The following is a 25,506-nucleotide window of genomic DNA, read 5'->3' as shown; positions in this document are numbered from 1 at the left end:
CGCACCGGGCTCAGCGCGCCCCGGCGGGACGGCGGGCTGCCTCCGCGTAGAGATGCAGTGTCGCGTTCACGACGACCGCGTCGGCGAACTCCGCGACCGCCTTCTCGCGGCTGCGCCGTCCGAATCGCTCGCGCAGCTCGGGCGAGGCAATCAGCTGCTCCAGCGCTTCGGCGAGCGCCGCGCCGTCGCGTGCAGGAACGAGGAAGCCGTTCACCCCCGGCTCCACCGTCTCGCGGCAGCCGGGCACGTCCGTCGCCACGATGGGCAGTCCGCAGGCCAGCGCCTCCAGCAGCGCCTTGGGCAGACCTTCGCGGTAGGAAGGCAGGCAGGCGATGTCGGTCTGCCCCCAGACGGCGGGCATGTCGCTGCAGTGGCCGAGCCATTCGACCGTGCCCTCTTCCTGCCAGACGCGCAGTTGCGATTCGGGGATGCTGGTCGGATTGGTGGAATCCAGGCCACCGGCGAGCACGAAACGGGCAGCGACACCGCGTGCCTTCAGGATGCGCGCCGCCTCGGCGAACTCCCTGACGCCCTTGTCGCGCAACATGCGCGCGGCCAGCGTGACGACCACCGTGCCGCCATGCGGCGCGTGTGGGCGGAGCGTGTCGACGTCGACGCCGGCTCCGCGGATCAGCACGCATTCCTCCTCGCGCACGGCACCGAGCCGCGCGTTCGCGCGCAGGTCGTCGGGGTTCTCGAAGACCACGCGCGCACCGGGCGGATGCAGCAACAGGCGCAGCAGCGTGCGCACCACGGGACGCAGCAGCCTGGCCTTGAGCTGGTTGGAACTGAACACGTAGCCCATGCCGACCGGCGCGTTGATCACCCCCGGCAAGCGCAGCAGCCGTGCCGCCAGGCTGCCGTGGAAGATGGGGCGGATGGCGATGTGGTGCAGCACGTCCGGCCGCTCCTGGCGGTACACCTTCAGCACGGGCAGGAAGACCCGGAAGAACTCACGCACGGGGTTCAGCCGGTCGCGCCGCAGTGGAAGCCCGACGAAACGCATCCCCTCCGCCCGGATCGCATCGGCCTGCTCGCCCTCGCGCCCGAGCACCACGACGTCATAGCCCGCCGCCTGCGCCGCGCGGCCCCGCGCGAGGAAGTGCGACAGGAAGAACTTGTCCTCCGGGACGAAGAACAGGAGGCGCTTCATGCCTGGCACGCGAGCGCCTCGGCCAGGGCGCGGCGCGTCGCCACGTCGAGCTGGTCATGGGTGTCCGCCTCGACGCGGTAACCAGAGCGGCGCGCGGCCGCGGTGGCGAGATCGCGGCCCACCTTGAGCGCGCCATAAGCGCAGGACAGGCCGGCACCACGCCAGTCGCCCCGCCCCGCGAGCAGCCGGAACTGGGCCAGCCACTGGGTGCGTCGCGCGACCAGCGTCTTGCGCAGGTCCGGTGCGCCCAGCCGATACGCAAGCAGCACGTCGGGCAGGCAGGCATAGCGGCTCGTGGGCGCCGCGCGGATCAGCAGTTCCTGGTCCTCGGCCCGCCTCACCTCCGGCGTGCGATAGGGATGCTTCAGGAACCAGGCGCGGCGTCCCATCCACGTGGGATGCGGCAGCGGAATCGTGTGCCACGGCCTGGCGACGAGCGCCTCGTGGTCCTTGGCGTACGGCAGAAGGCCCAGCACCTCGTCGCCGCGGAACACGGCGGCGCGGCAGCCGACGAGGTCGACCTCGGGGTGCGCGGAAAGGAAGGCACGCTGCAGTTCGAAACGGCGTGGCAGGCACAGGTCGTCCGCGTCCATGCGCGCGACGAGGTCGGCGCGCGCGAGCTGTACGCCCTGGTTGAGGCGGGCCGAAAGGCCCAGGAGCTTGCCGTCCTCGATCACGCGGATGCGCGGGTCGCCGAATGCGCGCGCGATTTCGGGGCTGCCGTCACTCGAACCATCGTCGAGAAGGAGGAGTTCGAAATCGCTCGATGTCTGCCCGAGCACCGATGCGATCGCCTGCGGCAGCGAGGCCGCGCCATTACGCACGGGCAGGAGGACGGACAGTGCCGGCGCCGCACGCGTGGCGTCGAACGCCGGACTCGGCACCGTCACGACGCCTCCAGTCCCCGGTGAGCGGCGAGCTGCGCCTGCCAGACCTGGTGCACGCCCTCGGCGCACGCGATGCGAGGCCTCCAGCCGGACACGTGGTGCAGCGCGGAGGCGTCGAGCACGTTGACCGACACGTCGGCTGGACGCGCCGGCGCGCGGTCGACTTTCACCTCGAAACCCGAAGATGCGGCCGCCGCGCGGATCAGCTCCAGGATGTCCATGTTGTCGAGGCCCACGCCGGTGCCGATGTTGTAGGCGCTGCCCGGCACGCCGTGGTCCAGCGCGGCGACGATCCCCGAGGCGACGTCGTCCACGTGGACGTAGTCGCGCACGGTGCCGCGCTCGCCGAACACCGTGACCGGCTTGTTCGCCAGCACCGAGCCCACCGCGGTCGCGATGAAACCCTGGCCGGTGAACGGCAGCTGCTCCGGCCCGTATGCGTTGCCTGGCCGAACCGCCACGGCGGGCAGCTGGTGGTGGTGGTGCATCAGGAAGGCATAGCGCTCGATCGTGAGCTTGGTGATGCCGTAGGGCGAGACCGGCGTAGGCACCGCCTGCTCGTTGATCGGCGCAGCGCCTTGCTCGCCGTACACCGTGCCGCCGGAGGACACGTAGACGTAGCGGCGCAGGTGCTGCTCCACCGCCGCCTGCATGACGCCGACGGACACCGGCACGTTGGCCAGCACCTCGGCCAGCGGGTTCGAGAACGTCGCCCGGGCCGGGCTGGCATACGACAGGTCCACCAGCTCGGTGGCCCCGCCCAGCGCCGTCACCAGGTGTGCCGCATCGCTGACGTCGCAATGCATGTAGTCGGCCCGCGGGTCGAGGGCCTCCGGCCGCCGTGGCGCGCGGTCGAGGACGCGCACGTCGCGCCCGCTCTCGGCGAGCAGCCGGGCGAGCGCCCGGCCGATGAACCCGCCCCCGCCCACCAGGCAGCACGTCATGCATCCTCCTTGAGCACCATCCCGTGGCAAGGCGGTGTCTCGCCCTTGAGGATGCCCTCGTATCGGTGCGCGATGGCCTGCCACGTGAAGTTGGAGCGCCAGCGCCGCCGGCCGGTCTCGCCCAGGACTCGCAGGCGGTCGCGGTCTCGCGCGAGCTCGGAAATCGAGCGCGCGAGCTGCTCCGGGTCGACGCGGGTGTAGCCGCGATCGTCCTTCGGCGCCGGGCACATGACGCCGGCGCCCGTCCAGAGGGCGATCTCGTCGGCATGTCCGACGGGCACGGTGAGGAACGGGGTTCCGGCCGCTGCAGACTCGTACAGCACCAGCGGCGAATACTCGATGTTCGATGCGAAGACGAACAGGTCCGCGGCCATGTAGGCCTGCACCAGCTCTTCCCGCCCGAAGTCGGTGTGCAGCGCCAGTCGGTTCGGCGCGCGATTCGCCGCCGCCAGCCACTGGTTCAGCGAGTAGACGTGGCGAGGGTGGAATCGATCCGGCACGTACTTCCATACCGGCATGTGCCGCGTACGTTCGTACACGCCGCGATGCACCTTGTCTGCCGTCGCGCCGATGCCCTGCTCGCGCAGGGCGCTGCCGATCTTGGTCGAATAGTGCGCCGCCTCCATGCCCAGGCGGACCGGACGCATGAGGTACTTGCGGAAGCGCTCGCGCACGCCCGCCATGCCTTCCTGCCGGTAGACGCGCTGCGCGCGGCCCAGCACGCCGACGTCCCGCGGCGGCGGGGGCGGTGGCGGCGGTGGGGGCGCGGCCGGTGGCATTGGCGCGGCCACGGGAGGCGGTACGGGTGCCGGCGCCGGCGCCACGGGCGGCTTGGGCGGCGGATTGGCGTTCAGCATCAGCGTGGCGTGCTGCCCACCCGGCAGTTGCAGGCGCGCGAAGGCCTCTGCGATCTCGCGATGTCCCTTCACGCCCGTGAGGCTGCCCACGGTGAGCAGCAGCAGGCTGTCTTCCCGGATGCCGTGGCGGCGCCGGAACGTCGGGTCCGCCTCGACGCCGAACTCGATCTCGCTCGCCCCGTTGGGCAGGATGGTGTAGTGCTCCATCCCGTGTGCGCGCGCGAAGTCCACGTCGCGGTAGCACTCGGCGTAGAAGATCAGGTGGTCCCACTTGCGCATGATGGCCGGCAGGTCCCTGAAGTACTGCTGGTACATCGGCTCATACAAGCCCGAGAAACCGCACGGGATGAACACCTTGCGGCACCGGATGTCGTCGAGCACCGGCCAGAGCGCGTCGAACGTCCACTGCTGCGCGGCCTTGACCATCAGCGCGTCGCACGGGAAGTTGCGCACGAACTCGCGGTACCGGTCCACCTCGCCCACCATGCCGCGCGTCGCGTTGCCGGCGATGTCGAAGCCGACGATCTCGACGCCGTTGAGCGAGCTGAACTCGCGCTCGGCCAGCCGTGTGGTGGCGACGGTCACCTGGTGGCCGAACTGCACCATGCGTTCGGCCAGCTGCTTCATCACTTCCTGGACGCCGCCCACGCTGGGCGAATAAAACTCGCACGCGAACAGGAGCTTCATCACCCCACCACCCTTCTCGCCATGGACTTCACTCTGCGCAGCACGGAGCGCGCGCGGCGATAGCCCGCCGCCAGCGGCCGCACCCACACTGGCGGCAGGACCTCGTGCAGGTACCTGAACCTCAGGCTCGCGGTCCACAGGCCGCAGCGCGCCTCGAACTCGCGACGTTCCTCGTCCGACTCGATCGCGGCCTCGACGGCGCGGAAGCAGCGCTGCAACACGCGCTGCATCGCGCGCAGGTCCGGGCGCGGCGACCGTGCTTGCGGCAACTGGTGCAGGAGGGCCGCCACGTCGGTGCAGTGCACGTCGGGTGCGGACAAGCCGCTCGCGATCGCCAGGTTCTCGGCCGAAAGCCGGACCAGCCTGGCGCGGAACGGATGTTCTCCGGCGCGCGAGAGGCTGCCCGGCACCTCGTTGTAGACCAGCAGGCGCTCGGGCAGGTTGGCCACGCGGCCAGCGCGCGCCATGCGCGCCCACAGCTCGTAATCCTCCGGAGGCTGCCGGGCCGGGTCCGTGGTGTAGCCACCCAGGGCGAGCACGGTTTCACGGCGCAACATCACCGTGCTGTGGACGAAGGGATTGTCGATCAGCAGATCCGCCTGGAGCGCGGCGTTGGACAAGGCGTGGTCGTGGACGCGTTCGGTCGCCGCGCCATTGGCCGCAATGGAAGCGCGCGTTCCCAGCAGGACGCAGTCCGGATGCGCACGCATCCATGCAAGCTGCTTCTCCAGGCGCTGCGGCGCAGCCAGGTCGTCATGGTCCTGCCGCGCGACGAACTCGCCCCGCGCGAGCTCCAGGCCCACGTTGAGCGTGGCGGCCAGCCCCATGTTGGCCTGCTGCACGACACGGATCCGCCGATCGCGCGCCGCGTACTTCTCGAGGACGGCCTGCGTGCCGTCCTGCGAACCGTCGTTGACGATCAGGAACTCGAACTCGGCGAATGTCTGGCCCAGGATACTTTCGATCGCATCGGCCACCTGCGCCGCGCCGTTGTACACCGGCATGAGCACCGTCACCTCGGGCTTGTCCGGCAACTGGCCGGTAAAGGTCCGGGCGCGCCACAGCGCGGCCTCGGCGGGCGCTTGCGGCCTCGACGCCACTTGGACCCGGTGGTGGTGCCGCAAGTTCTCCATCCAGAAGGCGGCGCGTTCCTGGAAGGCGCGCTGCTCCTCGGCGGACTCGACTTCCGGCGCAATGCGTTCCACGCACCGCTGCAGCACGGCTTCCATGGCCGCGAGTTCGGGACGTTCTGACAGCTGCGCCGGTGCCTGGTGGATGAGCGCCGCGATGTCCTTGCAGTTCCGGTCCGGCTCGGCCAGGCCGGCGGTGAGGGCCAGGTTTTCCGCGGACAGGACCAGCAGCTTGGACTGGAACGGGTTGTGCCCAGTGCGTGACATGCTCTGCGCGGCTTCGCGGTACACGAGCAGGCGGTCTGGAAGGTTCGCCACCCGGGCGCCACGACCGATGCGCGCCCACAACTCGTAGTCCTCCGGCGGCTGGCGGTTGCGGTCGGTGGTATAGCCGCCGAGCTGCAGCACGCGGTCGCGCCGCACCATCACGGAGCTGTGCACGAAAGGGTTGTTGAACAGCAGGTCCAGCTTGAGCACCGTGTTCTCCACGGGGTGGTCGTGGGCGCGTTGCGTCGGCGTGCGGTCCTCGAGGATGCTCGCGCGCGTGCCGAGCAGGACACAGTCCGGGTGCGCCTGCATGTACGCGATCTGGTGCGCCAGCCGGTCGGGCGCGGAGAGGTCGTCCTGGTCCTGGCGCGCCACCAGTGCGCCCTGCGCGAGGCCGAGGCCCTTGTTCAGCGTCGCGGCGAGGCCCATGTTCACCTGCCGCACCAGGCGTATGCGCGCATCCTTGGCCGCATAGTCGTCCAGGATCGCCTGCGATCCGTCCTTCGAGCCGTCATTGATGATCAGGAACTCGAAGTCGCGAAAGGTTTGCGCGAGGATGGTCTCGATCGATTCCGCGAGGTAGTCCGCCCCGTTGTACACGGGCATGAGAACGGTGATCGGTGGGGAGCTCATGGTCGCCTCCTGCTCACACCCGGACCCACGTCGGAGGGATCAGGTCGGAGGTGTCGATCTTCGGGTCGGTGAACCACTGGCGAGGCGCCACCACCATCTTGTCCGACGAAGGATTCAGCCACGCGCCCCACCAGCTGAAGGAGCTGTTCGCCACGACGTGGTGGCGGCAGTTCTTCATCAGGTGCATGTCCCATACGCCGCGCGCGGGCGGGTTGCAATCCACGTGCACGCAGGGGTGGGCGAAATGCATGTTCGCGCGCACCCAGTCCTGGTCGTCGGAGAAGACGAACAGCGTGAGCGGGCCGGCACGCTCGGCGATGTGGTCCACTGCCCGCCGGTAGTAGTCCGGCGAGCAGGACCCGTGGTAGGCCGCGGCGTTCGGGTTGGTCACGTAGTCGCCGCGGCGCACGTGCAGCGACACGGCGCACGTCCCCTGCATGCGATCCAGCATGGCACGGTTGGCCGCATCCGGCGCCTCCACGGGCGTGAAGTCGCGGCGGATCGCATCGGCGTCGTCGCTGAAGTATTTCTCGCTTTGCCAGTAGCCTTCGAGCTCCACCGGGGCGCGCTGCTGGTGCACGCCCGAGTCGTAGGCAAACGAGTGCTCGCGGTACGTAGGCACGGCCGCCGGCGCGGAAGCCGCGACGCGCCGCCACAGCGACTGCACCTTGCGAGCCAGCGGACCGCGCTCCTTCACCTCGACGGCGGGAACCTCGGTGCGCAGCTGCGCCCGCACGCGCATGGCATCCAGGGCGAACTGGTGCACCGAGTAGTCCGCGAACGCACTCACGTCCAGCACTACGTCGCTGCCCCTGCGGTCCGCAAGCGCCCGCGCGGCCGCGTACTGGAACATCTGATTGCCCAAGCCCCCGATGAGTCGACTGACGATCATTGCCAATTCAAAAAAGTTACGCCCGCGTGGGGCATCCATCGAACAGCGCCACTACGGTCGACGGGTCCCACCAAGACTGCGGCCCAGAGACGACAGCCTGGCTTTCCAGCCTTCCGCAGACGGCTCCGCCGGGGTCTCCCCTTCCGCCAGCGGCGCCTCCGCAGGCGGCGTCTCAGCGGCCACGGCCGCTGTTGCGGTCGCCTCGCAAGGTGCCTGGACCGCGCCGGGGACGTTCGCACCTTCCTGCGTTCCGACGGCATCCTGCTGCGTTTCGGCGGATGCCCCGACCTCGGCAGGCGGCTGCCATCCGCGCCGGTCCTGTTCAGGCAGCCACTCTTCCCCGAACAACGGCCCCTGGTAGTCCCCGCAAAAACGGCGCGCCACGTATGCCGCCTCCATCGCCTGCGCATGGTTGTTGTGGGAAATGTTGCCGTCAAAGTAGTTCAGGGTTGCCACGTCGTCGACGTAGAAGAACATGCCCTTGCGCTGCGCCACCTCGAGCAGCATCTCGTAGTCCATCGAATAGCGATTGTCGACGTTGAACTTCAGTTCGTCGAAGACGCGTCTGCGATAGAACGTGTTCTGCAACCCGACGATCGTGCCCTTCGCGAGCAGGTTCTCGAAGGTGATATCCGCGACCGACGGCTTCTGCAGCACGATGCGCCGCTCCTGCACGTAGTACGTGTACGAGTTGAAGAAGATCGCGTCGAAGTCGATGAAAGGTTCCCAGCGCGCGATGGTGCGGAACACCTCGCCCGCCAGCAGGTCGTCGCTGCCCAGGTAACCGATGACGTCACCGCGCGCGACCTCCAGCGCGATGTTGATCGCATCGGAGATGCCGCGGTCGGGGACTTCCAGCCAGCGGACGTTCGGGTGGCGGCCGGCGTACTCGGCCAGCAGCGCGTGGGAGCCGTCGGTGGACTTGCCGTCCACGACGATCAGCTCCTTCGCCTCGTACTTCTCGGCGAGGAAGGAGTCGAGCGCTCGCCGGAGATACTTTGCCCCGTTGAGGTTCGGCATGACAACCGAGATGGTGGGCTCAGGCACCCGCGGCTCCCGGTGTCGCGGTCCATTCCAGGCGCGGGGCGACGACGCCCGGGCGCTTCAGCACCCAGAACGGCGAGTCGCTCAGGCGGCCACCCAGCGAGAACATCAGTTGCCCGAGGCGGTCGTCGGGCGATACGATCCAGCGCTTGTTGTACACGCCGACCAGCGTCTTCAGCCGCAGGATGCCGTTGTTCAGGACCGCCATCGGCAGCTCCGTGCGGAACACGTTCAGGCCGCGGACCTGCTGGCGCTGGATGTCCGCCGAACCGTCCACGTGGAAGCTCCAGAAGATGACGGTGTCCATCTCGTCGTACAGCGCGAAACCGACGGTCAGTTCCTCGGACGGCTCGTGGATGTCCACGCCGATCTCGACCCACAGGCGCTGGTCGAACGAAAACTCCGTCCCGACGTCGTCGCCCCTCGCGTCGGTGAGACGCACCTGGACCAGCCGACCATGGTCGACGGCGCTGCCGTCGTGCGGCGGGGCGACCCACCGGGTCGTCAGCTCGATGGGCTCCTCGACACGGTTCTCGGCGGCGTACTCGGCGACCGCCTCCTCCACGTCGATGATGCCGCGCGTGCGGCCGTTCTCGATCATCAGCGCGCGGTTGCAGAAGTCGCGCACGGCGGGCATGCTGTGGCTCACGAGGATCACCGTCCGGCCCTCGGACGTGATCTCGCGCAGCTTGCGCATGCTCTTCTTCTGGAAGCCTGCATCGCCGACGGACAGCACTTCGTCGAGGATGACGATGTCCGGTTCCAGGAAGGCGCTGACCGAGAACGCCAGCCGCACGTACATGCCGCTGGAGTAGTGCTTGACGGGCGTGTCCAGGAAGGCCTCGACCTCGGCGAAGTCCACCATCGCGTCGAACTTGCGCCGCACCTCCGCGCGCGGCATGCCCAGCACCGCGCCATTGAGGTAGATGTTCTCGCGGCCGGTCAGGTCCGGGTGGAAGCCCGTGCCGACTTCCAGCAGGCTGCTCAGCCGGCCGCGGATCTGGATGCGCCCTTCCGTGGGGCTCATGACGCGCGAAAGGATTTTCAGCAGCGTCGACTTTCCCGCGCCGTTGCGGCCCACGATGGCCATGCGCTGGCCCTGCTCCACCTCGAAGCTGATGTCGCGCAGGGCCCAGAACACCTCGTCGGGTTCGGGGGTTGTCTGCCGGAACATGCCGGCGACGCGCGCCAGGCGGCCGCGGGCGGCGGCACGTTCCTTTTCGTGGTGCAGGGTGAATCGCTTGGAGACACCCTCGACGATGATGGCTTTGCTCACGATCTACAGGGCGTCGGCGAAATGGGGCTCGCTGCGGCGGAAGAACCGCAGGCCGGGGAGCAGCAGCAGCAGGGTGATGCCCAGCGAGATGCCGATGGCGGACAGATGCAAGGGCTGCCCCGCGCCGAGAAGGGACCAGCGGAAACCGTCGATGATGCCGACCATGGGATTGAGCGAATACAGCAGGAACCACTTCTCGGGCAGCACGGAGCTGGCGAAGCCGACGGGTGAAAGATAGGCCCCCAGTTGCAGGACCACCGGCAGCAGGTGGCGGAAATCGCGGTACCACACGCCCAGGGCGGACACCCACAGGCTGCAGCCCAGGATCAGCAGGCACAAGTGGAGGAGGAACAGCGGCAGCGCCAGGATCTGCCACCCGGGCGCGTGGCCGTACACCAGTGCGAGCACGGAGTACACCACCAGGGCGACCAGGAAGTCCACGAGTCCGACGAGCACCGAGGTGACCGGGATGATGAGCCGCGGGAAGTAGACCTTGGAGACGAGATTGCCGTTGCCGATGACGCTGTTGCTCGCGTCGGAAAAGCTCGCCGAGAAGAACAGCCAGGGCAGCAGCCCCGAGAACACCAGCAAGGCATAGGGCGCGCCATTGGACGGCAGGTTCGCCAGCTTGCCGAAGACGAAGGTGAACACCAGCATGGTTGCGACCGGGCGCATCAGCGCCCAGCTCAGGCCCATGGCCGTCTGCTTGTAGCGAACCACGATGTCGCGCCACACCATCATGGCGAGCAGCCCGCGGCGCAGCCACAGCTCACGCCAGTACTGCGAACCGTCGGCAACCGGCGTGATGGTGAGGATCGGCAGCGTGTCCGGATCCTTGCCGGGAGCACTGCGCACCGGGATCGCGCTCATTGGCGGAAGGAGCCGGTCAGCTCGTCCAGCGCCGTACGAAGCGTCCGGAATTCCTCGTCCAGCCCGTAGTGGTGGTTGCCGATGAACAGGCCGTTCGCGTCGAGGTCGTCGGCGTTGGTCAGCTTTCCGTGCACCGTGTAGTCGAACCAGCGCAGCACCTCGTTCTTGGCGAAGTTGCCCGCCACGATCGGGCGCACGTCGATTCCGTGCTTCGTGAAGACCCGCACGACGTCCTCCCGCCTGAAGCCTGCATCCGGCTGGATGATCATGCTGAAGCCGAACCAGCTGCTCTCGCCGATCTCCTTCTGGGTGCGCAGTTGCGGATAGCCCTTGAGCAATTCGAGGAATTTCCGCGCGTTGCGGCGCCGGTCTTCGACCATCCCGGGCAGCTTCTTCAGCTGCTCCGTGCCGATGGCGCCGCTCATTTCCAGCGGGCGCAGGTTGTAGCCGGGCAGCACGAACTTGAAGGACTCCACGAAGGCGTCGTCGCTCTTGGTGCCCGTCACCTTGTTGTTCTTCGGCAGGTTGCGCGTCCAGCCATGGGCACGCACCGACAACATGATGTGGTACAGCTCCTCGTCGTCGGTGACGACCATGCCGCCTTCCATCGTGGAGATGTGGTGGCTGAAGAAGGCGCTGTAGCTGCCCATCGCGCCGAAGGTTCCGGCTTGCTTGCCGCCGACGCGCGCGCCCAGCGATTCGCAGTTGTCCTCGATCACGACGATGTTGCGACCGCCGACGATGCGCTCGATCCGCGCGAAGTCGTTGGGGTTGCCGAGCAGGTTCACCACCATGATCGCGCGCGTCGCGCTCCCCACGGCCGCCTGCAGCGCTTCGAGGTCGTAGTTGAGCGTGTCGCGGTCCACGTCGACGAACTTCAGCTTCAGGCCGTACTGCTGCAGCGGGTGGTACGTCGTGCTCCAGGACACGGCCGGGACGATGATCTCGTCACCGGGAACCAGGGGATTGTCCTTGCGGAAGCGCAGCGCAGCCACCATCAGCAGGTTGGCCGAGGACCCCGAGTTGCACATCACGCAGAACTTGCTGCCGACATAGGCAGCGAACTCGCGCTCGAAAGCGGCGACGCGCGGGCCCATGGAGTACATGCCGGAGGCGATCACCGACTGGATCGCATCGAGCTCCTTCTGGTCCCACGTGGTGGTGGCGAGCGGGTACGGTTTGCTCATGTCGGGTTCAGCCTGAGGTAATGTTGGTAGGTAGCGGCGATGCCGGCTTCGAGGCTGGTGGAGGGGCCCCAGCCCCAGGCCTCCTGCCGCTCGGTGGACACGAGCTTCTGTTTCATGCCGGCCGGCTTGCTCGTGTCGTGCACGAAGCGACCGTTCCAGCCGATCACCTGCGCGGCGATGCGGTAGTAGTCGTTCACGGAGTGGTCCTGGCCGACCCCGACGTTCATCATCTGCGGCAGGGTGTCGAAGCGTTCCAGCGCGCGCCAGATGGCGTCCGCGAGGTCCGGCGCGAACATGAATTCCCGGCGCGCCGTGCCGTCGCCCCAGATCTCGACCTCGGATTGGCCCTGGGTCTTCGCGACGTGCACCTTGTGGATGATCGCCGGGACCAGGTGCGAATGCCTCGGATCGAACTTGTCGTGCGGCCCGTACAGGTTGCAGGGGATCAGCGTCTTGTACGACAGGGCGGGTTGCTCCCGCGTGACGTACTGGCACAGGCGCGCCACGGCGATCTTGGCCAGCGCGTAGCCCTCGTTGGTGGGCTCCAGTTCGCCGTGGAGCACGGAGCTTTCCACCAGCGGGTTCTGCGCTTCGCGCGGGTACATGCAGGAGCTGCCCAGGTTCAGCAGGCGGGGCACGCCGGCGGCGCGCGCCGCCATCACGATGTTGCGCCCGAGGTCCAGGTTGGTCACCAGGAAGTCCACGGGTGCCGCGATGTTCGCCTGGATGCCCCCCACGCGGCCGGCCGCGTGGATCACCACGTCGGGCTTGAGCTTGCACACGTAATCGGCGGTGGCCTGTGCATCGCGCAGGTCCAGCTCGCGGCTGGTCGGTGCCACCAGCTCCCACCCCGCCGCGGCCGGAAATTCGGCCACGTTGCGTCCCACCATGCCGCTGCCGCCCGTGAGCAACACGGTGCCTTTCGCCGCCACCATGTCAGCCCTGGTTGCGCAGTGCCTTGTGGCCGCGCTTGTAGACCTCTTGGTCGATCTTCGCCAGTTCGAGGTCGGCTTCGGCCATCTCGCGCACCAGTTCCTTGAAGGTGATGCGCGGGGTCCACCCCAGCTTCTGGCGCGCCTTGCTCGCATCGCCCAGGAGGGTCTCGACCTCCGTCGGACGGAAGTAGCGGGGATCGACTTCCACCACGCAGCGGCCTTGCGCGTCGAACGCCTTCTCGTCGACGCCCTTGCCCTTCCAGGAGAGCTTCATGCCCAACACGGCGGCCGCCTCGTCCACGAACTGGCGCACGCTGTACTGCACCCCGGTCGCGATCACGAAGTCCTCGGGCTTGTCCTGCTGCAGCATCAGCCACTGCATCTCGACGTAGTCGCGGGCATGGCCCCAGTCGCGCAGCGAGTCCATGTTGCCCAGGTACAGGCGCTCCTGCAGGCCCAGCTTGATGCGGGCCAGCGCGCGCGTGATCTTGCGCGTGACGAAGGTCTCGCCCCGCAGCGGCGACTCGTGGTTGAACAGGATGCCGTTGCAGGCGTACAGGCCGTACGCCTCGCGGTAGTTGATGGTGATCCAGTACGCGTACAGCTTCGCCACCGCGTACGGGCTGCGGGGATAGAAGGGCGTCGTCTCCTTCTGCGGCACTTCCTGCACCAGGCCGTACAGCTCGGAGGTCGAGGCCTGGTAGAAGCGCGTCTTCTTCTCCAGGCCCAGGATGCGGATGGCCTCCAGGATGCGCAGCGCACCCAGCCCGTCCGAGTTGGCCGTGTACTCCGGCTCCTCGAAGGACACCGCGACGTGGCTTTGCGCGGCCAGGTTGTAGATCTCGTCCGGCCGCACCTTGCCGATGATGTGGATGAGGCTGGACGAATCGGTCATGTCGCCGTGGTGCAGCACGAAGCGCCCGTCGGAGACGTGCGGATCCTGGAACAGGTGGTCGATGCGGTCCGTGTTGAACAGCGAGGTGCGGCGCTTGATGCCGTGCACCTCGTAGCCCTTGCCGAGCAGCATTTCGGCGAGGTAGGCGCCGTCCTGGCCGGTCACGCCGGTGATCAATGCGATTTTCTTGGTCATGCTGGAGACCTTGGGGGTCAGGAAACCTGTCGGAGGAAAGTTCAACCACGACGGCCGCCGACAGGGATGCGAGCGGATCGCGCGTTTCGGCGGCACGTCGGGCCGGGCCAGGCTGGGCCGGGGCGGGAACGCTTTTGCCAGCTCTGCGGCAGGTCGGGCGCTATTTTATCGTTTCCGCCAGTCAGCCCGGCTTCGGCACGGGCTTTATGGAAACAATTCGGCACGGGACAACAAGAGTCCCGCGCGGTCCTTGGCCGACAACAGCGGCTCCTCGATCCCCGCTGCCGCAAGCCCCCAGTCGACCCCGATGGCGGGATCGTCCCAGGCGATGCAGCGTTCGTGCTCCGGCGCGTAGTAGTCGGTCGTCTTGTAAAGGAAGTCGGCGGAGTCGCTCAGGACCAAGAAACCGTGCGCCAGCCCAGGCGGGATCCAGATCTGGCGCTGGTTCTCCTCGGACAGTTCGGCGGACACCCAGCGGCCGAAGGTCGGTGAGGAGCGGCGGATGTCGACGGCCACGTCCAGCACCCTGCCCCGCGCCACCCGCACCAGCTTGCCCTGCGGCTGGCGTACCTGGTAGTGCAGGCCGCGCAGCACGCCCTTGCCGGAACGGGAATGGTTGTCCTGCACGAACACCGGGTCCGTCCCGGTTGCTTCGTGAAAGGCACGCTGGTTGTAGCTTTCCAGGAAGAAACCACGCGCATCGCCGAACACCCTGGGCTCCAGCACCAGCACGTCTGCAATCGCGGTCCGCGCGACTTTCATGCGGCCTGCTTTCCGTCGCGCAGGAGGTTCAGCAGGTAGCGGCCGTACCCGTTCTTCTTCAGCGGCTCGGCCAGCCGTTCCAGCTGCGCGTCGTCGATGAAGCCCGCCCGCCACGCGATCTCTTCCGGGCAGGCGATCTTCAGGCCCTGGCGGTTTTCCAGCGTGGCGATGAACTGGCCGGCCTCCAGCAGGCTCTCGTGCGTGCCGGTATCCAGCCACGCGTAGCCCCGTTTGAGGATCTGCACGGAAAGCTGCCCCCGCTCCAGGTAGGCCTGGTTCACCGCCGTGATCTCCAGCTCGCCGCGGGCGCTGGGTTTCACGGACTTGGCGATGTCCACCACCGCGTTGTCGTAGAAGTACAGGCCGGTCACCGCGTAGTTGCTGCGCGGCTGGGCCGGCTTTTCCTCGATGCTGCTGGCCTTGCCGGCGGCGTCGAAGTCCACCACCCCGTAGCGCTGGGGATCCTGCACGTGGTAGGCGAAGACCGTTGCCCCGTCCTGCTGCCCACCCGCTTCGCGCAGCATGGGCTGGAAGTCGTGGCCGTAGAAGATGTTGTCGCCCAGCACCAGAGCGCTCGGGTCGTTGGCGATGAAGCGCTCGCCGATCAGGAAGGCCTGGGCCAGGCCATCGGGGCTGGGCTGCACCGCGTACTGGATGTTCAGGCCCCAGTTCGCACCGTCGCCCAGCAGCTGCTGGAAGCGCGGGGTGTCCTGCGGGGTGCTGATGACGAGCACGTCGCGCAGGCCGCCCAGCATGAGCGTGCTGAGCGGGTAGTAGATCATCGGCTTGTCGTACACCGGCAGGAGCTGCTTGCTCAGGGCCAGCGTGGCCGGGTGCAGGCGCGTGCCGGAGCCGCCGGCGAGGATGATGCCTTTGCGTCGGGTCATGGTGTTCAGAGGATTTCCTGCAGCATGCGGGCCACGCCCTGCTGCCACGGCGGCAGCGCAAGCCCGAACGCGGTCCGCAGCCGGGTGGTGTCCAGCCGGGAATTATGTGGGCGCCGCGCCGGGGTCGGAAATGCACTGGTGGGAATCGGCAACACCTGCTCCGGTCCTGCCTTCAGCTCGGCGCCCGCTGCCTGTGCAGCCCCGACGACGAAGCGGGCATACCCGTGCCAGCTGGTCTCTCCGGCCGCCGCCAGGTGATAGATGCCGGCGGGCGCCGTTCCCTCCAGGAAGGGACGCAGCGCCTGCGCCGTGACGTCCGCCAGCAGGTCCGCACCGGTGGGCGCGCCCACCTGGTCGTCCACCACCTTCAGCTCCGTGCGCTCCCGGGCCAGGCGCAGCATGGTCCTGGCGAAGTTGCCGCCGCGCGCCGCATAGACCCAGCTGGTGCGCAGGATCAGGTGCCGCGGCAGCGCGGCGGCGATGCGCTGCTCGCCTTCCAGCTTGGTGGCGCCGTACACGCCCAGCGGCCCGGTGGGGTCGGTCTCCTGCCAGGGCCGCGTGCCGCTGCCGTCGAAAACGTAATCCGTGGAAAAGTGGACGAGCGCGGCGCCGACGCGCCGGGCCGCTTGCGCGATGGCGCCGGGCGCGACCGCGTTGACCGCTTCGGCCAGGCCTTGTTCGGTCTCGGCCTTGTCGACCGCCGTATAGGCCGCCGCATTCACGATGACATCGGGCCGCACCGCCCCGACGGTGCGCGCCACGCCCGCGGCATCCGTCAGGTCGCCGCATAGCCCGCCCTCGCCCGCGCGGTCCAGGGCGATCACCTGCCCCAGAGGGGCGAGGCTGCGCTGGAGTTCCCAGCCCACCTGGCCATTGCGGCCGAACAGGAGGATCTTCACGCTCAAGCGGCGCTGGCGTACTGGCGGGAGATCCACTCCCGGTACGCGCCGCTCTGCACGCGCTGCACCCACTCGCCGTTCGCGAGGTACCACTGCACGGTCTTGCGGATGCCGGTCTCGAAGGTTTCCGCCGGCTTCCAGCCCAGCTCGCGCTCGAGCTTGCGCGCGTCGATCGCGTAGCGCCGATCGTGGCCGGGGCGGTCCGTCACGAAGGTGATCTGCTCCTGGTAGCTGCGCTGGTCGGCGCGGGGACGCAGTTCGTCCAGCAGGGCGCAGACCGTATGCACGATCTCCAGGTTGGGCTTCTCGTTCCAGCCGCCGACGTTGTAGGTCTCGCCCAGGCGGCCCTTGTCCAGCACGCGCCGGATCGCGCTGCAGTGGTCGGTGACGTAAAGCCAGTCGCGCACCTGCTGCCCGTCACCGTACACCGGCAGCGGCTTGCCCGCGAGCGCGTTGACGATCATCAACGGGATCAGCTTCTCCGGGAAGTGGTAGGGCCCGTAGTTGTTCGAGCAGTTGGTGGTCAGCACCGGCAGCCCGTAGGTGTGGTGGTACGCACGCACCAGATGATCGCTCGCTGCCTTGCTCGCGGAGTACGGGCTGTTCGGCTCGTACTTGTGGTCCTCGGTGAAGGCCGGGTCGGTGGGCGCGAGCGAACCGTAGACCTCGTCGGTCGAGACGTGGAGGAAGCGGAAGGCCTCGCGCTCGGCCCCCTGCAGGCCCGACCAGTAGGCACGCACGGCTTCCAGCAGCCGGAAGGTGCCCACCACGTTGGTTTCGATGAAGGTGCCCGGCGCATGGATGGAGCGATCGACATGCGACTCGGCGGCGAAGTTGACGACGGCCCGCACCCGGTGCCTGGCCAGCAGGCTCTCCACCAGCGCCTGGTCGCCGATGTCGCCCTGCACGAACACGTGCCGCGCATCGCCATCCAGCGAACGCAGGTTCTCGCGGTTGCCGGCGTACGTGAGCTTGTCCAGGTTCAGGACGGGCTCGTTGCCGGCCCCCAGCCAGTCAAGCACGAAATTCGAGCCGATGAAGCCGGCTCCTCCAGTCACGAGAATCACTGCGAGGCCCTTCTCTTTGCCCGGCAATTATCGCATCGCCTCCCAGGGGCCCCGCGCGAGGCCGGAGGCGGCGCAGTGGCCTGGCTTGCTGCGAAGCGCAAACCGCCTGCTCCATCTGCTGGTACGCTATCCGGAACCTGCGCCAGGCACGCACCTGCTGCGAGCGGCCGGCGCCCAGGGGGAACCGGCCGCGGCGCGAACGCAGGGCCAGAAGGGCAAGACGAGATGGGCAAGTGGACGGCCTTCCCACAGCCGGGCAGCTACCGGCACGACGCCGCCAGCGTGAGCCGCGAGTGGCCGCGCCTGCACGGAGGCGACGCCGAGCCCTTGCCGTCCGACCCCAGGGTGCTCGCCGCCTGGGTGCTGTTCCACAACGGGGAGTTCCAGCAGGCGGTGGAGGCCGGGCTGGCCGCCGGCGGCGCGGGCCTGACCGTGGCCAACAAGGCGGCCTGCATCTACGCCAACTACCTGGAGAAGAAGGAAAAGAACCGGCTCGACCTGTTCCAGGAGGCGGCGCAGCGCGCGGAGCGCCAGTCGCAGGACGACCCGGGCAACGCCAACGCCTGGTACTGGCACGCCTATGCCCTGGGACGCTACAGCCAGGCCATCAGCGTGGCCAAGGCGCTGGCACAGGGCCTTGGGAGCAAGGTCAAGGCCAGCCTGGAGCGCACCATCGCCTTGCAGCCGCAGCATGCGGATGCGCACGTGGCGCTGGGCGCCTTCCATGCGGAGGTGATCGACAAGGTCGGGACCCTGATCGGCGGCATGACCTACGGCGCGAAGAAGGAGGCGGGGCTGCAGCTGTTCCAGGAGGGCCTGCGCCTGCACGCCCGCTCGCCCATCGCGCTGATCGAATACGCCAACGGCCTCGTCATGCTCGAAGGCGAGAAGAAGATGAAGGAGGCGACGCGCCTGTACCAGCAGGCGGCCGCCATGGAGCCGCTGGACGCCAAGGAATGGCTGGACGTGGAAATGGCCCGCGAAGAGCTCAAGGTCTAGCGGGGGCCCTAGCAGCGCCCTACGGGCGCTGGCGACGCCAGACTACAGGCGCAGTCTCGTCCGTGCGGAAGAATCCCGGCGGATGGAGCCACAGAACATCTTCCAGGCACTCCTCGTGAGTCACCGCACCCAGCGCGAACTGGCGGCGCGCCTGCTCGAAAGCCAGCCCACCACGCCGGAGGGGCAGCACGTCTTCGAGGAGCTCAAGGCCGAACTGGCCGCGCACGAGACGGCGGAGGAGCGCTGCTTCTACGTCCCCCTGTTCGAGTTCGACCAGTCGGTGGACCTCTCGCGCCACGCGATCGCGGAACACCACGAGATGGACGAGATGGTCGAGCACCTCGACGAGCTCGATCCGCACGCCGCGGAATGGCTGGAATGCTGCCAGAAGCTGTGCGACAAGATCGAGCACCACCTGAACGAGGAGGAGCAGAAGTTCTTCCCGCAGGCTGGCGAGGTGCTCAGCGAGGAGCAGAAGACGCAACTCGGGCGCGACTACGAGGCGGAGTTCATGACGCTTCGCATCAAGCAGGAAGCGTGAGGTCCGCACCGGCACGTCCGGTCCGGTGCGCAGCGGAGCGCTGCACTTAAGATAGCGCCCCCAAAGAACCCGCAGGAGACCCCATGGCCGACCTCAACGCCGACTTCGAAGCCGCCGTCGCCAATTCCAGGAAGCTGTCGCAGCGGCCGGACAACGCCACGCTGCTGAAGATCTACGGCCTGTACAAGCAGGCCACCAGCGGCGACGTCACCGAGAAGAAGCCCGGCTTCGGCGACATGATCGGCCGCGCGAAGTGGGATGCGTGGAACGGCTGCAAGGGCACGGAAAGCGATGACGCCAAGCGGCAGTACATCGAGCTGATCCAGTCCCTGAGCTGACGGGAATCCTGTCATTGCGGGCTGGACCCGCAATCATGGACCTCGCCCTGGCGCCCCGTGGATCCCGGCTCCGGGGCCGGGATGACATCCTCAGTGTTTCTTTCGCACGGGCGTCTTGGCCGGCGCTTTCGCCGCGACCTTGGCAGCGGGCTTGTGCAACTCCCCATGCGGCTTCGCGTGCTTGGCGGCGCGCCTGGCTTCGTGCTTGGCGAGCCCCTGCTCGAAGGCATGCAGCGGATCCTGGTGCGCCAGCAGCTCGTCGAGGTTCTTGACGATCTCGGTCTCGATCTTCGTGCGGAAGACGCCCAGCAGCAGGCCCAGCCTGGCATGCAGCTGGAACTTGTCTGCGCTGACTTCCAGAGCGCCTTGCGCGCCGGGCCGCTCGAAGCGCACCCGGTCATGGCTTTTGCCCTCTTCGTACCTGCACTCCAGGGCCAGCTTCGCCTCGGCGACCTCCATCCAGCGCCTCGCGAGCTTGCGCGCCTGCTCCAGACCCAGGGCGTGCTCGCGCACGATACGGATTTCAGCCACCGGCGGCCTCCTTGAGTTTCTGGTGCCGCTCCTCCTTGGGGAGGGTGGCAAGTTGCCTGGCAGCAGCGTAGAAGCGCGTCCAGTCGTCGCCCTGCGCATGGAACAGCGCCTCGAAGCCGGGCACCAGTTCGTCGTAGGCGGCCTGGGCGCCGAAGAAGGCATTGTTCGCCTCGCGCACCCAACGGTCGTAGCCGCGCCAGGCGGTGGGCTCGCCGCCGGCGCCGGCCTTCATCCGCGCATAGTCCTCGCGGAACTGCGCCATCAGCTTCTGCTTGCCATCTTCCTTGGCCTGCGGCGTCATGCCCGGCGTCTCGTAGAGGGCCTTGAGCGCCTCGCGCGTGCGGCGCGAAACCTCGCGGAACGCGCGCCTGCGGCCGTCGTACGCCGCGTAGTCCTGCCGCGCCTTCTCGTCGGCCTGCGTGCGCAGCCAGCGCTCGCCGCCCAGCCGCTCCACCGCGGTGGCGAAGGACTCGTTGAAGGTCGTGTCGTTCTTGGCGTAGATCACCTGGTGCGCCAGCTCGTGGAAGACCAGCCGCGCCAGTTCGCCTTCGGGGTAGCCGATGAAGGTGTTGAGCAGCGGGTCGCCGCCGGCCCAGTTCATGAAGCCCAGGGTGGAATAGGCCGTGACGGGGTACACGTTCGTCTCGTAGCCCTGCTGCTCCAGGTCCGTGGCGTCGCTGCGCGCGCGCTTCTCGTCGTAGTAGCCGCGGTAGCCCACGCAGCCGGTGACGGGGAAGCACCAGGTCTTCAGTTCCAGGGAATAGGCCGGCGCCGCGGTGACGTTCCAGACCGCCGCGGTGCGGTGCAGGTCGGCGTAGCGGTGGTAGCTCGCGTTGTCCGGCAGCCCGAGTTCGGTCACCGCGTAGCGGCGGATGCGCTGCGCCAGCTTCAGGCGCTGGCGCAGCCGCTCGGAGGTCTGGGGCTCCTGCAGCAGTTCGTCGATCGGCTTGGCGGCCGCCATGATGTTCATGTGGCCGGTCACCGACTGCCAGTAGTAGCCCAGGTTGGAACACCCCGTCAGGCACAGCGTCGCCGCCACCGCCAGTCCCGCCACGCCTGCCAATCCCATGAACAGTGCCTTCTTCCTCACGCGGGATGCACGTCGACCAGGCAGTCGTAGAACACGGGCGCGCGGCCCATGTCGGTCAGGCGCTGGCTGGTGAGCTCGTTGACGTTGGTGCCGTTGGCTCCCAGCTTGCGCCACCAGATGCCCAGGCCGTTGACGACGCCGGGGCGCGCGCGCCTCGAGATGCGGGCGCGGCAGTGGTATTCGCCGCGGTCGTTGAACACGCGCACCAGCTGGCGGTCGGCGATGCCGCGCGCGGCGGCATCGTCGGCGTGCATCTCCAGCAGCGGCTCGCCCTCGATGTCGCGCAGGCTGCGGACGTTGACGAAGGTGGAGTTCAGCCAGTTGCGCGCCGGCGGCGAGATCATCGCCAGCGGATAACGCGGCGAGCTCCCCGCCGCCTCGTAGTTGGGCACGTGGTCGGGCAAGCCGTCCTGTCCCTGGCGCGCGAGCCGCTCGCTGAAGAACTCGCAGCGGCCCGAGGCCGTGGGGAAGCGCCCTTGCGCGAACGGAGCGTCCGGCACGCGCAGGCTGGCGAACCCGTGCTCCAGCAGTTGCCCGAAATCGACCTGGTCGCCGAAAGCGCGGCGGCACAGCGCCTCGTCGCCGTCGCGAAAGCAGGGCTCGTCGAAGCCCAGGCGGGCGGCCAGCTCGCGAAAGACCTGGGTGTTGGGCCGTGCATCGCCCACCGGCGCGATCGCCGGCCGGTTCAGCATCACGTCGGTGTGGCCGTAGGTGGTGTGGATGTCCCAGTGTTCCAGCTGCGTCGTGGCGGGCAGCACGTAGTCGGCGTAGTCCACGGTGTCGGTGTGGAACTGCTCCAGCACCACCGTGAACAGGTCCTCGCGCGCGAAGCCCCGCGCCACCTTGCCCGACTCCGGCGCCACCGCCAGCGGGTTGCTGTTGTAGACGACCACCGCCTCGATGGCCGGGCCGAACGCGGGCGACGCGGGCCGCAGCAGGTCGTCGCCAATGGTGACCATGTTGATCGTGCGCGGGTTGCGCTGCCCGAGCAGGTCGGGCCGCTGCAGCCATTCGCGGTCGGCGGGGAAGAAGCCGGAGCTGGAAAGCAGCAGGCCGCCGGCGCGATGCCGCCATGCGCCCACGAGCGCAGGCAGGCAGGCGACCGCGCGCACCGCGTTGCCGCCGCCGCGCACGCGCTGCATGCCGTAGTTCAGGCGGATCGCCGCGGGCCGGATCGTCCCGTAGTCACGCGCCAGGCCGCGGATCTGCTGCGCCGGGATCCCGCAGACGTCGGCCGCCCGCTCGGGCGTCCAGCGCAGGGCGCGTTCGCGCAGGCCGTCCCATCCCAGCGTGTGCTGCGCGATGTAGTCGTGGTCCAGCCAGTCGTTGACCACCAGCTCGTGCATCAAGGCGAGGGCCAGCGCGGCGTCGGTGCCGGGCAGCAGCTGCAGGTGTTCGTGGCACTTCTCCGCCGTCTCGCTGCGGCGCGGGTCGATGCACACCAGCTTGGCGCCGCGCCGCTTGGCTTCCTGCGCCAGCCGCCAGAAGTGCACGCTGCTCGTGATGGCGTTGCTGCCCCACACGAGGATCAGGCCCGCCTCGGCGAAGAACTCCACCTTCATGCCGACCTTGCCGCCCAGGGTCTGGGTCAGCGCCTCGGCACCGGCGGAGGCGCAGATCGTGCGATCCAGCAGCGACGCGCCCAGCCGGTGGAAGAAGCGGCCCGCCATGGCCTCGCCCTGCACCAGGCCCATGGTGCCGCAGTAGCTGTAGGGCAGGATGGCCTGCGGGTCGCGCGCGGCGATCGCCGACAGCCGCCGCGCGATGTCGTCCAGCGCGGCGTCCCAGGAGACGGGCTCGAACCGGCCCGAGCCCTTGGGGCCCACGCGGCGCAAGGGCTGCAGCAAGCGCTCCGGGTGGTAGGTGCGCTCCAGGTAGTGCGAGACCTTGTTGCAGAGCACGCCGTCGGTGGGCCGGTGCGCCGGATTGCCCTGCAGGCGCACCGCCACGCCATCTTGCACCGTCGTGACCAGCGCGCAGGTGTCCGGGCAGTCGTGCGGGCAGGCGCCCAGCACCTGGCGGGCGGGGGAAGCAGCGGCCGGATCCAGCATGGGGCTCATTGTCGGCTAGCGGGGCGAGCAGTACTGCGCATGGTAACCAAGCCCCTGTCGCACCCCAGGCACGGCGCCTTTAATACCTTCGGCTGCGCTTCAGCGAATCGCAAGCGCCGCTCGCGAGAATCGTGCGCATGCTCAACCGACGCACCTTCACCCGCGCTGCGGCTTCCGCCGTGGCGCTGGTCGCGGCGCCCGCCCTGCGCGCGCAGGGCGACCGCATCCTGCTCGCCCAGTCCGCGCCCTTCACCGGCCCGTCTGCCCAACTGGGCATCCAGTTCCACCAGGGCGCCCGGCTCTACTTCGACCAGCTCAACGCGCAGGGCGGAGTGCACCGCGGCGCCATCGAGCTGGTGAAGATGGACGACGGCTACGAACCGGACCGCTGCGTGGAGAACACCCGCAAGCTGATCGCCGACGAACCGCTGGCCCTGTTCGGCTACATCGGGACGCCGACGAGCGTCGCGGCGCTGCCGCTGGCCACGGCGGCCAGGATCCCCTTCGTTGCGCCCTTCACCGGCGCCATGGCGCTGCGCCAGCCGCTGAACCGCTGGGCCTTCCACATCCGCGCCTCGTACAACGACGAGACGGAGCTGATCGTGCGGCAGCTGACTTCTCTCAACGTGCACAAGATCGCGGTCTTCCACCAGAACGACGCCTACGGCAAAGCCGGCCTCGATGGCGTGGAACTCGCCCTGAAGTCGCGCAACATGAAGACCGTGGGACAGGCGACGGTGGAACGCAACTCGGTCGCGGTCGGCCCTGCGGTGAAGGCGCTGGTGGCGGCGCAGCCGGACGCCATCGTGCAGATCGGCGCCTACAAGGCCTGCGCCGCGTTCATCCGCCAGGCGCGCGCCGCCGGCTTCGGCGGCACCTTCTTCAACGTGTCCTTCGTGGGCACGCAGGCGCTGGCCGACGAACTGGGCAAGGACGCCACCGGCGTGGTGGTGACGCAGGTGGTGCCCTCGCCCTACAACGCCGCGCGGCCGGTCACACGCGAGTTCCTCGCCGCGGTGAAGAAGGCGGGCGGCGAGCACCAGGCCAACTTCTCCAGCATGGAGGGCTACCTGGCGGCCCGGGTGCTGGCCGAAGGCTTGCGCCGCGGCAAGCCCACGCACGAAGGCCTGGTCGCCGGGCTGGAGTCGCTGGGCAACGAGGACTTCGGCGGGTTCAACGTGTCGTTCTCGCCGAACGACCACGTGGCGTCGAAATTCGTCGAGCTGTCGATGCTGACGGGGGACGGGAAGGTGCGGACTTGATCCTCACCCGATCGCCCGCACCTCGCCCAGCCCCTCCATGAACGCCTGGCAGCGCGCGAGCTGCTCCAGGCTGACGTACTCGTCCGGCTGGTGCGCCTGGGCGATGCTGCCGGGGCCGCACACCACCGTGCGGATCCCGGCGTTCTTGAAGATGCCGGCTTCCGTGCCGAAGGCCACGTTGGTGGTGCGCGGCTCGCCGGCCAGGCGCATCGCCAGCTGCGTCACGCCGTCCTGCTCGGACCCCAGGAAGCTGGGGATCTCGCAGATGGTGTCGAAGCGGAAGCCGGTGTCGGGCGCGACCTGCTGCATCGCCGGCTCCAGCGAGCGGGCATAGGCCACCACCTGCGCCTGCAGGGCGCGCGCGTCGGCGGTCGGAAGGTCGCGGAACTCGTAGCGGAACTCCGCGTCGCGTGGCACCACGTTGTCCGCGATGCCGCCGTGGAACTGCCCCACGCTGGCCGTGGTGAACGGCACGTCGAACCCCGCGTAGCGCGGCTCCTCGCGCTCCAGGCCTTCGGCCATGTCGCGCACGCGACCGACCACGCGCGCGGCCATCTCGATGGCGTTCACCGAGTGCGGGGTCAGCGAGGAATGCGCCTCCTTGCCGCGCACGCAACAGCGGTAGCGGTACACCCCCTTGTGGGCGATCGCGGGCACCATGCTCGTGGGCTCGCCCACGATGCAGGCCAGCGGCGCGATGCCGGCTTCGCGCAGGTCCGCGATCAGCTCCTTGACCCCGAAGCAGCCGATCTCTTCCTCGTAGCTGAAGGCGAAGTGGATGGCGAAGGGCGCGGCGCTGTTGAGGAACAGCTCCGCGTGCGCGACGGCGGTGGCGATGAAGCCCTTCATGTCGGCGGAGCCGCGCCCGTACAGCCGCCCGTCCTTCACCACGCCGCCCAGCGGGTCGACCGACCAGTCCTGCCCGTCCCAGGGGACGGTGTCCGTGTGCCCGGACAGGATCAGGCCGGCGGGCTTGCCCTCGCCCAGCGTCGCGAACAGGTTGGCCTTGGTCTTGTCCGCGTTGTAGCTCAGCCGGCTCTTGACGCCCAGCCGGGCGAGTTCGTCGCGGATGCAGTGGATGAGCGCGAGATTGGAATTCGCGCTGACGGTGTTGAAGCCGACCAGGGTGCGCGCCAGGTCCAGGGCGCGCGGGGCCGGAAGGGGTGCAGCCATGCGCCGCATTGTCACGGAATTCCCCTCATAGGCACGGCTGCCGCCGCTCGCTAG

Annotated in this window: 24 protein-coding genes; 4 read left to right on the top strand and 20 right to left on the bottom strand. The window is 68.6% G+C overall.

All coding sequences use genetic code 11. The features are described 5' to 3' along the window. Nucleotides 1–10 precede the first annotated feature (10 nt). From AC3EGR_RS07080 to rfbB, 16 genes are all read right to left on the bottom strand, one after another. Nucleotides 11–1,153, bottom strand: a complete 1,143-nt coding sequence (locus AC3EGR_RS07080) for a glycosyltransferase family 4 protein (RefSeq protein WP_488545750.1) — start codon at nt 1,151–1,153, stop codon at nt 11–13. Further along, nucleotides 1,150–2,043, bottom strand: coding sequence for a glycosyltransferase family 2 protein (locus AC3EGR_RS07075; protein WP_488545749.1), 894 nt, complete (start codon nt 2,041–2,043; stop codon nt 1,150–1,152). The genes AC3EGR_RS07080 and AC3EGR_RS07075 overlap by 4 nt, the downstream gene beginning before the upstream one ends. Continuing rightward, nucleotides 2,040–2,984 carry an NAD-dependent epimerase/dehydratase family protein gene (locus AC3EGR_RS07070; RefSeq protein WP_488545748.1) on the bottom strand — a complete coding sequence of 315 codons (945 nt, stop codon included), beginning with the start codon at nt 2,982–2,984 and terminating at the stop codon, nt 2,040–2,042. The genes AC3EGR_RS07075 and AC3EGR_RS07070 overlap by 4 nt, the downstream gene beginning before the upstream one ends. Beyond that, on the bottom strand, nt 2,981–4,528 hold the full coding sequence (locus tag AC3EGR_RS07065) for a glycosyltransferase family 4 protein (protein ID WP_488545747.1): 1,548 nt from the start codon (nt 4,526–4,528) through the stop codon (nt 2,981–2,983). Before AC3EGR_RS07065 ends, AC3EGR_RS07070 begins: the two co-directional genes overlap by 4 nt. Further along, nucleotides 4,528–6,558 (bottom strand): glycosyltransferase family 2 protein, encoded by a 2,031-nt coding sequence (locus AC3EGR_RS07060; protein WP_488545746.1) that lies wholly within the window; start codon nt 6,556–6,558, stop codon nt 4,528–4,530. Before AC3EGR_RS07060 ends, AC3EGR_RS07065 begins: the two co-directional genes overlap by 1 nt. A 13-nt stretch (nt 6,559–6,571) precedes the next feature. Continuing rightward, nucleotides 6,572–7,423, bottom strand: a complete 852-nt coding sequence (locus AC3EGR_RS07055) for an alpha-1,2-fucosyltransferase (protein WP_488545745.1) — start codon at nt 7,421–7,423, stop codon at nt 6,572–6,574. A gap of 78 nt (nt 7,424–7,501) precedes the next feature. After that, on the bottom strand, nt 7,502–8,497 hold the full coding sequence (locus AC3EGR_RS07050; RefSeq protein WP_488545744.1) for a glycosyltransferase: 996 nt from the start codon (nt 8,495–8,497) through the stop codon (nt 7,502–7,504). Further along, complete coding sequence (locus tag AC3EGR_RS07045; protein ID WP_488545743.1) at nt 8,490–9,770, bottom strand: ABC transporter ATP-binding protein; 1,281 nt, start codon at nt 9,768–9,770, stop codon at nt 8,490–8,492. The genes AC3EGR_RS07050 and AC3EGR_RS07045 overlap by 8 nt, the downstream gene beginning before the upstream one ends. Before the next feature lie 3 nt (nt 9,771–9,773). Further along, nucleotides 9,774–10,640 (bottom strand): ABC transporter permease, encoded by an 867-nt coding sequence (locus AC3EGR_RS07040; protein ID WP_488545742.1) that lies wholly within the window; start codon nt 10,638–10,640, stop codon nt 9,774–9,776. After that, nucleotides 10,637–11,827, bottom strand: a complete 1,191-nt coding sequence (locus tag AC3EGR_RS07035) for a DegT/DnrJ/EryC1/StrS family aminotransferase (protein ID WP_488545741.1) — start codon at nt 11,825–11,827, stop codon at nt 10,637–10,639. Before AC3EGR_RS07035 ends, AC3EGR_RS07040 begins: the two co-directional genes overlap by 4 nt. Beyond that, nucleotides 11,824–12,762 carry a GDP-L-fucose synthase family protein gene (locus tag AC3EGR_RS07030; RefSeq protein WP_488545740.1) on the bottom strand — a complete coding sequence of 313 codons (939 nt, stop codon included), beginning with the start codon at nt 12,760–12,762 and terminating at the stop codon, nt 11,824–11,826. The genes AC3EGR_RS07035 and AC3EGR_RS07030 overlap by 4 nt, the downstream gene beginning before the upstream one ends. Nucleotide 12,763: 1 nt before the next feature. Beyond that, nucleotides 12,764–13,852: a GDP-mannose 4,6-dehydratase gene (gmd, locus tag AC3EGR_RS07025; protein ID WP_488545739.1), complete on the bottom strand. Its 1,089-nt coding sequence runs from the start codon at nt 13,850–13,852 to the stop codon at nt 12,764–12,766. A 204-nt stretch (nt 13,853–14,056) separates the two neighbouring features. Next, nucleotides 14,057–14,614, bottom strand: coding sequence for a dTDP-4-dehydrorhamnose 3,5-epimerase (gene rfbC, locus AC3EGR_RS07020; protein WP_488545738.1), 558 nt, complete (start codon nt 14,612–14,614; stop codon nt 14,057–14,059). Continuing rightward, the gene (rfbA, locus tag AC3EGR_RS07015; protein WP_488545737.1) at nt 14,611–15,501 is read right to left on the bottom strand and encodes a glucose-1-phosphate thymidylyltransferase RfbA; all 891 of its coding nucleotides are present in this window, start codon (nt 15,499–15,501) and stop codon (nt 14,611–14,613) included. Before rfbA ends, rfbC begins: the two co-directional genes overlap by 4 nt. Nucleotides 15,502–15,506: 5 nt before the next feature. Next, entirely contained in the window at nt 15,507–16,400 is an 894-nt protein-coding gene (gene rfbD, locus AC3EGR_RS07010) for a dTDP-4-dehydrorhamnose reductase (RefSeq protein ID WP_488545959.1), read from the bottom strand. A gap of 2 nt (nt 16,401–16,402) precedes the next feature. Beyond that, nucleotides 16,403–17,467: a dTDP-glucose 4,6-dehydratase gene (gene rfbB, locus AC3EGR_RS07005; RefSeq protein ID WP_488545736.1), complete on the bottom strand. Its 1,065-nt coding sequence runs from the start codon at nt 17,465–17,467 to the stop codon at nt 16,403–16,405. 225 nt (nt 17,468–17,692) lie between these two features. Here rfbB and AC3EGR_RS07000 point away from each other — a divergent pair, with 225 nt between their 5' ends. The 3 genes from AC3EGR_RS07000 to AC3EGR_RS06990 all read left to right on the top strand — a co-directional run bounded on the left by AC3EGR_RS07000 (nt 17,693) and on the right by AC3EGR_RS06990 (nt 19,345). Further along, entirely contained in the window at nt 17,693–18,466 is a 774-nt protein-coding gene (locus AC3EGR_RS07000) for a hypothetical protein (protein WP_488545735.1), read from the top strand. A gap of 82 nt (nt 18,467–18,548) precedes the next feature. Beyond that, the gene (locus AC3EGR_RS06995; RefSeq protein ID WP_488545734.1) at nt 18,549–19,007 is read left to right on the top strand and encodes a hemerythrin domain-containing protein; all 459 of its coding nucleotides are present in this window, start codon (nt 18,549–18,551) and stop codon (nt 19,005–19,007) included. A gap of 83 nt (nt 19,008–19,090) precedes the next feature. Continuing rightward, nucleotides 19,091–19,345, top strand: a complete 255-nt coding sequence (locus tag AC3EGR_RS06990) for an acyl-CoA-binding protein (protein WP_488545733.1) — start codon at nt 19,091–19,093, stop codon at nt 19,343–19,345. Nucleotides 19,346–19,435: 90 nt separating this feature from the next. Here AC3EGR_RS06990 and AC3EGR_RS06985 read toward each other — a convergent pair whose 3' ends face one another. The 3 genes from AC3EGR_RS06985 to AC3EGR_RS06975 are packed head-to-tail and all read right to left on the bottom strand — an operon-like array spanning nt 19,436 to nt 23,017. After that, a complete protein-coding gene (locus tag AC3EGR_RS06985) occupies nt 19,436–19,876 on the bottom strand; it encodes a polyhydroxyalkanoic acid system family protein (RefSeq protein WP_488545732.1) in 441 nt (146 codons plus the stop codon). After that, nucleotides 19,869–20,945, bottom strand: coding sequence for an aminopeptidase (locus AC3EGR_RS06980; protein WP_488545958.1), 1,077 nt, complete (start codon nt 20,943–20,945; stop codon nt 19,869–19,871). Before AC3EGR_RS06980 ends, AC3EGR_RS06985 begins: the two co-directional genes overlap by 8 nt. 17 nt (nt 20,946–20,962) lie before the next feature. After that, complete coding sequence (locus tag AC3EGR_RS06975) at nt 20,963–23,017, bottom strand: molybdopterin-containing oxidoreductase family protein (RefSeq protein WP_488545731.1); 2,055 nt, start codon at nt 23,015–23,017, stop codon at nt 20,963–20,965. A 137-nt stretch (nt 23,018–23,154) separates the two neighbouring features. Between AC3EGR_RS06975 and AC3EGR_RS06970 the strand changes: the two genes are divergently transcribed. Next, nucleotides 23,155–24,279, top strand: coding sequence for an ABC transporter substrate-binding protein (locus tag AC3EGR_RS06970; protein ID WP_488545730.1), 1,125 nt, complete (start codon nt 23,155–23,157; stop codon nt 24,277–24,279). A gap of 3 nt (nt 24,280–24,282) precedes the next feature. Here the strand turns inward: AC3EGR_RS06970 and argE are convergent, their stop codons facing one another. Beyond that, nucleotides 24,283–25,452 (bottom strand): acetylornithine deacetylase, encoded by a 1,170-nt coding sequence (gene argE / locus AC3EGR_RS06965; protein WP_488545729.1) that lies wholly within the window; start codon nt 25,450–25,452, stop codon nt 24,283–24,285. Nucleotides 25,453–25,506: the final 54 nt, after the last annotated feature.

Source organism: Ramlibacter sp. G4-7, from assembly GCF_057784995.1.
This window is presented reverse-complemented; position numbering and strand designations above follow the sequence as displayed.